Here is a 6000-nt window from a genome sequence, read left to right on the forward strand (position 1 = left end):
CACTGCGCCCCGCCGCGGCGGCTCCCCGTTGCTGCCGCTTGCGGTGCTGTGCGCGGCGCTGCTCTTCGGTGGAATCGCCGTTGGGGTCGGCCTGGGCGGTGTGATGCCATTGCCGTACGGCCCGGTGGCCGCGGTGGCGGCCTACGTCCGCGCGCAGCCGGTCGCGGTGCGCGTCATCGCCGTCGCGACGTTTGCCTCGTCGATACCCCTGGCGATCTACGCGGCGGCGGCCAGTGCGCGGCTGCGCCAGCTCGGAGCTGCGGCGCCAGGCGCCGCGGTCGCGCTCACAGGTGGCACTTTGGCGGCCGGCGCGCTGGGGCTGTGCGGGTTGCTGGCCTGGCCGCTGTCGCGGCCCGAAGTGGCCGCGGATACGACGTTGGTCCGGGCGCTGTACTTGCTGGTGTTCCTGGTCGGCGGGCCGGGGCACATCGTCGCCCTGGGTCTGCTGGTCGCCGCGATGGCGGCGCCCGGCCTGAATCTGGGTTTGCTGCCGAGAGCGGTCGCCTGGGCCGGCCTGGGAACCGCCGCCCTCGCCGAATCCGCGACGGTGGTATTGATCTGGCCGGCGCTGGGCGTGATCCTGCCGGCTGCCCGGGTGCTGGCGCTGAGTTGGCTGGTACTGGCCGGGGCGCTGCTGCCGTTGCGGCGCAACGACATTCGGGAATGACCTTTACGACGCGTTGATTTCGACGCGATGCAGGTCGTCACCGAGCTCGATCCGCCCGCCGAACTGCGAAGCCGCCAGCGCCCGCCACTGTTCTTCCTGGCCCGGCACCAGCGCCGGCACGTAGTGCGTCATGACGAGGGTGCCCACCCCCGCGCGGGCCGCGGTTGCCGCCGCTTCTTCGACTGACGAGTGGTAGTCGCAGATGTCCTGGAGCCGCTGTTGCGGGATGTTGCCGACGATGTCCTTGCGGATCACGGTGTGCACCAACGCGCCAGCGCCGGCCGCCAGCTGGTCCAGGTCGGTGCAGGGCACGGTGTCCCCGGCGAGCACCACCGACGCCGTCCCGTAGTCGATTCGGAACCCGATGGTCGGCGCTACCGGCCGGTGATCGGTCGGCGCCACGCGGATCGACACTCCGTCGCGGTCCCACACCGCCCCCTCGGTGCATTCGTGGACCTCGACCGCCGGTGGGGCGTTCAGGTCGGCGTGATGAGCGATCCGGTACCCGATGTCGTGGCGGAAGGCCTGCAGCGTCGCCTCCACCGTCTCCGCGGTCCCGGGCGGTCCGATGATCGGCAGCGGCGCGGGGTCCGGTGCGAAGGTGCTGATCCACCGCGTGATGAGGAGGTCACCGAGGTCTCCGATGTGGTCGCTGTGCAGATGGGTGATCAGCAGCGCCGACAATCCGCCGGCGCCGACGCCCACCGCTGCGGCGCGCTGCAACACGCCACGGCCGCAATCCACCAGAAACACCTGCCCGCCCGCCCGCACCAAAGTCGACGGCCCGGCGCGGTTGGGGTCTGGGATCGGGCTTCCGGTCCCTAGCAGCGTGATCTCAATCATGGCCCCTATCTTGCAAGCCGCCGCCCTCCGCAGTGGCCCAATCTGACGATCCGGCCGGGCACCGGTTTCGAACGGCGACGTCAGGGTACGGACACGGATCGGCTACCGGTTCTCGTCGTGGCTTTTGCGCCGCGCGAGTTAGCCGTAGCCTGATGTGAAGCGGATCACAAACCGGCTGGAGGCCTTGATGCGGATTGCGGACGTCTTGCGGAACAAGGGCGCGGCGGTGGTGACCATCAACCCCGAGGCGACGGTCAAAGAGCTGCTCGCCGGCATGGCTGATCAGAACATCGGGGCCATGGTGGTGGTCGGCGACGAGGGCGTCGTCGGCATCGTCTCCGAGCGCGACGTGGTGCGCCAACTGCACACCCATGGCGCCAGCGTGCTGTCCCGCCCGATCTCGAAGATCATGACCACCACCCTCGCCACCTGCACGAAAGCCGACACGGTCGACTCCCTGAGTGTGCTGATGACCAAGAACCGGGTGCGTCACGTGCCGGTGCTCGACGGCAAGAAGCTGATCGGCATCGTCAGCATCGGCGACGTGGTGAAGACCCGGATGGAAGAACTCGAGGCCGAACAGCAGCAGCTGCAGTCCTACATCACGCAGGGCTGACTGCCCGGTTCCTTCTCACGCCGTTCCACGGCGTGCATCGTCACCGGGCGGGGCTGACTGCTCTTCGCCGAACGTGTACTCAGCGCGAAAATCCTGCGGTCTTTTCGCAGTGGTTACACGCTGGGCGGGCGACTAGCTCCAGGAGTAGTCCGCGCGCAACCGCTCGGCCACCAGATCGAAGATCTCCCGATCCAGGATCGCGCCCTCGCGGCGAATGCTCTCTTCGGGCACATCGAGCACCCGGTCCAACCGGACCCAACTCTGCCTGCCCTCGTAATCCCAAGCGCCGGAACCGATCCCGATCCAGTCCCGGTCTTCGGCGTTGCGCTCCTGGCTGGACACCATCAACCCCAGCAAGACGCGACGGTCACGACCGACCACGAGCACGGGGCGGTCCTTGCCGCGGGTGGGGTCGTCCTCGTAAACCACCCACGTCCACACGATCTCGCCGGGATCGGCCCGACCGTCGAGGTCGGGGGCGTAGACCAGCCTGCGCGCCCGCTGCGCGGTGGGGAAACTCGCGCTGGTCACCGGGCGTCCCGCGGTGACGGCGGGCGGTTGCGGCGCGGCGGCGGCGATGACGTTCGCGGTGATCTTCACGGCCTGCTGCAATTCCCGCAGCACGGTCTGTGAGTTCTGCACGTGCCGGGCCAGCCGCGGGGCCCGATCGAACACCAGGTTTTCCGCGAACCGCTGGAACGTCTTCCACTGGGATTTGCGGGCAGACGCCATATTCGCAGCATAGACGCGGGCGCGCGGGTGCGATTGTGTCCAAGTATGTCTCGGCCACCCTGCCTAGATACCCTGGACATACCAATGAGCCGGCGTTCAAGCGGCCGCAAGCATGTGCAGACCAGGAGATTCCCATCAGCAGTTTCGCCGACAAGACCTTCACCCCGCCGGCGCTGATTCGGAACTTCTGCATCATCGCTCACATCGACCATGGCAAGTCGACGCTGGCCGACCGAATGCTGCAACTGACCGGGGTCGTCGCAGACCGGGACATGCGGGCGCAGTACCTGGACCGGATGGACATCGAGCGGGAACGCGGCATCACGATCAAGGCCCAGAATGTGCGGCTGCCCTGGAAAGTCGGCGATCAAGAACACGTCCTGCACCTGATCGACACCCCGGGCCACGTCGACTTCACCTACGAGGTGTCGCGGGCGCTGGAGGCTTGTGAGGGCGCGGTGCTGCTGGTCGACGCCGCCCAGGGCATCGAAGCGCAGACGCTGGCCAACCTGTACCTGGCGCTGGACCGTGACCTGCACATCATCCCGGTGCTCAACAAAATCGACCTGCCCGCGGCGGACCCCGACCGCTATGCGGGGGAGATCGCCCACATCATCGGCTGCGAGCCGGACGACGTGCTGCGGGTGTCCGGCAAAACCGGCGAGGGCGTCGCCGACCTGCTCGACCACGTCGTGCGCGAGGTGCCCCCTCCGCAGGGCGACGCCAACGCGCCCACCCGCGCGATGATCTTCGACTCCGTCTACGACATCTACCGCGGTGTGGTGACCTATGTCCGGGTGATGGACGGCAAGATCGTCCCGCGTGAGCGCATCTTGATGATGTCCACCGGCGCCACCCACGAGCTGCTCGAGGTGGGCATCGTCTCGCCCGAACCCAAGCCCAGCCAGGGCCTGGGGGTGGGCGAGGTGGGTTACCTGATCACCGGGGTGAAGGACGTCCGCCAGTCCAAAGTCGGCGACACGGTGACGACGGCCCGGCACGGCGCCACCGAGGCGCTGACCGGTTATCGCGAACCCAAGCCGATGGTCTACTCGGGCCTGTATCCGGTGGACGGCTCCGATTACCCGGACCTGCGCGATGCCCTGGACAAGCTGCAGCTCAACGACGCGGCCCTGACCTACGAGCCGGAAACGTCGGTGGCGCTGGGCTTCGGGTTCCGGTGCGGCTTCCTGGGCCTGCTGCACATGGAGATCACCCGCGAACGCCTGGAGCGCGAGTTCGATCTGGACCTGATCTCGACGTCGCCCAACGTCGTCTACCGGGTCATCAAAGATGACGACACAGAGATCATCGTGACCAACCCGTCCGACTGGCCCGAGGGCAAGGTCCGCACGGTCTACGAGCCCGTGGTCAAGACCACCATCATCGCGCCCAGCGAGTTCATCGGCACCATCATGGAGCTGTGTCAGTCGCGCCGCGGCGAGCTGGGTGGCATGGACTACCTGTCACCCGAGCGGGTCGAACTGCGCTACACCATGCCGCTCGGGGAGATCATCTTCGACTTCTTCGACTCGCTGAAGTCGCGGACCCGCGGCTACGCCAGCCTCGACTATGAGGAGGCCGGCGAACAGGAGGCCCAGCTGGTCAAGGTCGACATCCTGTTGCAGGGCGAGGCCGTCGACGCGTTCAGCGCGATTGTCCACAAAGATGCGGCTTCGGCCTATGGCAACAAGATGACCACCAAACTCAAAGAGCTGATTCCGCGCCAGCAGTTCGAGGTGCCGGTGCAGGCGGCCATCGGGTCCAAAATCATTGCGCGCGAGAATATCCGGGCGATCCGAAAGGACGTGCTATCCAAGTGCTACGGCGGGGACATCACCCGCAAACGCAAGCTGCTGGAAAAGCAGAAGGAGGGCAAGAAGCGGATGAAGACCATCGGGCGGGTGGACGTGCCGCAGGAGGCCTTCGTCGCGGCGCTGTCCACCGATGCCGCGGGGGACAAGGGCAAGAAGTAGCCCCGATGCTGACACGGGCCGTTGCTCTGGCTGGTATCGGTGTGCTGGGCACCGGATGCGTCACGACGGTCACCGGCACACCTACGCGCGCTGGTCACCTCGGCGGAGCCGCGTTGCCACTCGAACAAATCCTGCCGGACGCCGAGGAGGTCAGCGCCGCGGTGGGAAACGCGCTGCCGCCACATAGTCCCGCGTTGGTTGGTGGTATCGACATGCTGCCCAACGGGATTCGGGACAGCGGTGACGCCGCACCCATCGAATGCCTCGGCGTCATCGAGCCGGCGATGCGCATCGTCTACGAAAATGGCCACGTACGCGGCGCCGCGACGCAGTCCTACTGGAATTACGACTCCGGCGTGGCCTTTCCAGCGCAATGGCGGCGGCGATCAAGCTGGCGTCGCCGGCCGACGCACAACGACTCTTCGCGTCGTTCGTGCAGCAATGGCAACATTGCGCGGGCACCACGGTCACCATATTCACCCACGACTCGAGCAACACCGAGTTGTACGCGAAGGTGACAAACACCCGCGCCGACGGGCCGGTGCGTTCGGCGACCGTCGTCGGGTGGGACAACCATCACACTTCGCCAGCCCCGGACGAGCGGGCCGTGGGCATCCAGGGCGACATCATCGCCGATGTCAAAGTCGCCGTCGACCCGCACGCGCAAGCCGGGACCAGGGCCATCGATGTCGTCAAGGCGATGTTGCGAAAAGTCTCGAGCAGCAACTGATGAGAGCCGGCCGGACCGTCCTCACCTGCCTATTGGCCATCGCGCTGGGCACCGGCTGCACCGTCGCCGGCACCGCGCGGCCCGCGCCGGGTTTGAAGCCCCACCCGGTCACCGGGCAACCCGTCAAGAAGGTGCTCCTCGACGACGGTGAACTGTCGAAGCTGCTCGGCCAGTCCTTCGGAGCCAAAACCGAACTTCCGGCGCGGTTCGGCGGCCCCGAGGTGTTGCCGCCGGCGTTCGGCGCGGTCTCGCCCCTCAACTGCGTCGGTGTCACCTCGATGATGGTGAAGAACGCCTACCAATCCGGCGACGTCAAGAACGCGGCGCGGGAAACATGGTGGAACATGCGCGGACCGGCGTGTCCGTTGACATCCGATGTGATGTATTGCCACCGTATCTGCGGTATCGGCGTGTCTTTGCCAATCTATCCGAGGTA

At 66.9% G+C, this 6000-nt stretch carries 7 protein-coding genes and 1 pseudogene; 6 read left to right on the plus strand and 2 right to left on the minus strand.

Annotation, left to right across the window (positions count from 1 at the left end):
• The first annotated feature begins 91 nt into the window (after positions 1-91).
• The gene (locus AWC17_RS24335; protein WP_141224758.1) at positions 92-667 is read left to right on the plus strand and encodes a hypothetical protein; all 576 of its coding nucleotides are present in this window, start codon (positions 92-94) and stop codon (positions 665-667) included.
• A 3-nt stretch (positions 668-670) separates the two neighbouring features.
• Here AWC17_RS24335 and AWC17_RS24340 read toward each other — a convergent pair whose 3' ends face one another.
• Entirely contained in the window at positions 671-1510 is an 840-nt protein-coding gene (locus AWC17_RS24340) for a ribonuclease Z (protein WP_046185100.1), read from the minus strand.
• Between the two features lie 187 nt (positions 1511-1697).
• Between AWC17_RS24340 and AWC17_RS24345 the strand changes: the two genes are divergently transcribed.
• Positions 1698-2126 (plus strand): CBS domain-containing protein, encoded by a 429-nt coding sequence (locus AWC17_RS24345; protein WP_046185102.1) that lies wholly within the window; start codon positions 1698-1700, stop codon positions 2124-2126.
• Between the two features lie 132 nt (positions 2127-2258).
• Here the strand turns inward: AWC17_RS24345 and AWC17_RS24350 are convergent, their stop codons facing one another.
• Entirely contained in the window at positions 2259-2858 is a 600-nt protein-coding gene (locus AWC17_RS24350) for a type II toxin-antitoxin system PemK/MazF family toxin (RefSeq protein ID WP_046185099.1), read from the minus strand.
• Here AWC17_RS24350 and lepA point away from each other — a divergent pair.
• The 4 genes and pseudogenes from lepA to AWC17_RS24365 all read left to right on the plus strand — a co-directional run.
• The gene (gene lepA / locus AWC17_RS24355; protein WP_082123088.1) at positions 2840-4834 is read left to right on the plus strand and encodes a translation elongation factor 4; all 1995 of its coding nucleotides are present in this window, start codon (positions 2840-2842) and stop codon (positions 4832-4834) included. The two genes, AWC17_RS24350 and lepA, sit on opposite strands and share 19 nt — an antisense overlap.
• Positions 4835-4839: 5 nt before the next feature.
• Positions 4840-5133, plus strand: a pseudogene (locus AWC17_RS33890) (sensor domain-containing protein); the annotation flags it as partial.
• Between the two features lie 74 nt (positions 5134-5207).
• Positions 5208-5564, plus strand: a complete 357-nt coding sequence (locus AWC17_RS33895; protein ID WP_264056332.1) for a sensor domain-containing protein — start codon at positions 5208-5210, stop codon at positions 5562-5564.
• Positions 5564-6000: sensor domain-containing protein (locus AWC17_RS24365; protein WP_141224754.1), on the plus strand; the 437-nt coding region annotated here is incomplete at its 3' end. The genes AWC17_RS33895 and AWC17_RS24365, both read left to right, overlap by 1 nt.

The sequence above is a fragment of the Mycobacterium nebraskense genome, assembly GCF_002102255.1.
GTDB lineage: Bacteria > Actinomycetota > Actinomycetes > Mycobacteriales > Mycobacteriaceae > Mycobacterium > Mycobacterium nebraskense.

Excerpts from the sequence above, each read along its gene's own strand:
- AWC17_RS33895 (WP_264056332.1), top strand. The coding sequence starts at position 5,208 with ATGGCGGCGGCGATCAAGCTGGCGTCGCCGGCCGACGCACAACGACTC.
- AWC17_RS24340 (WP_046185100.1), bottom strand. The coding sequence starts at position 1,510 with ATGATTGAGATCACGCTGCTAGGGACCGGAAGCCCGATCCCAGACCCC.
- AWC17_RS24350 (WP_046185099.1), bottom strand. The coding sequence starts at position 2,858 with ATGGCGTCTGCCCGCAAATCCCAGTGGAAGACGTTCCAGCGGTTCGCG.
- AWC17_RS24345 (WP_046185102.1), top strand. The coding sequence starts at position 1,698 with ATGCGGATTGCGGACGTCTTGCGGAACAAGGGCGCGGCGGTGGTGACC.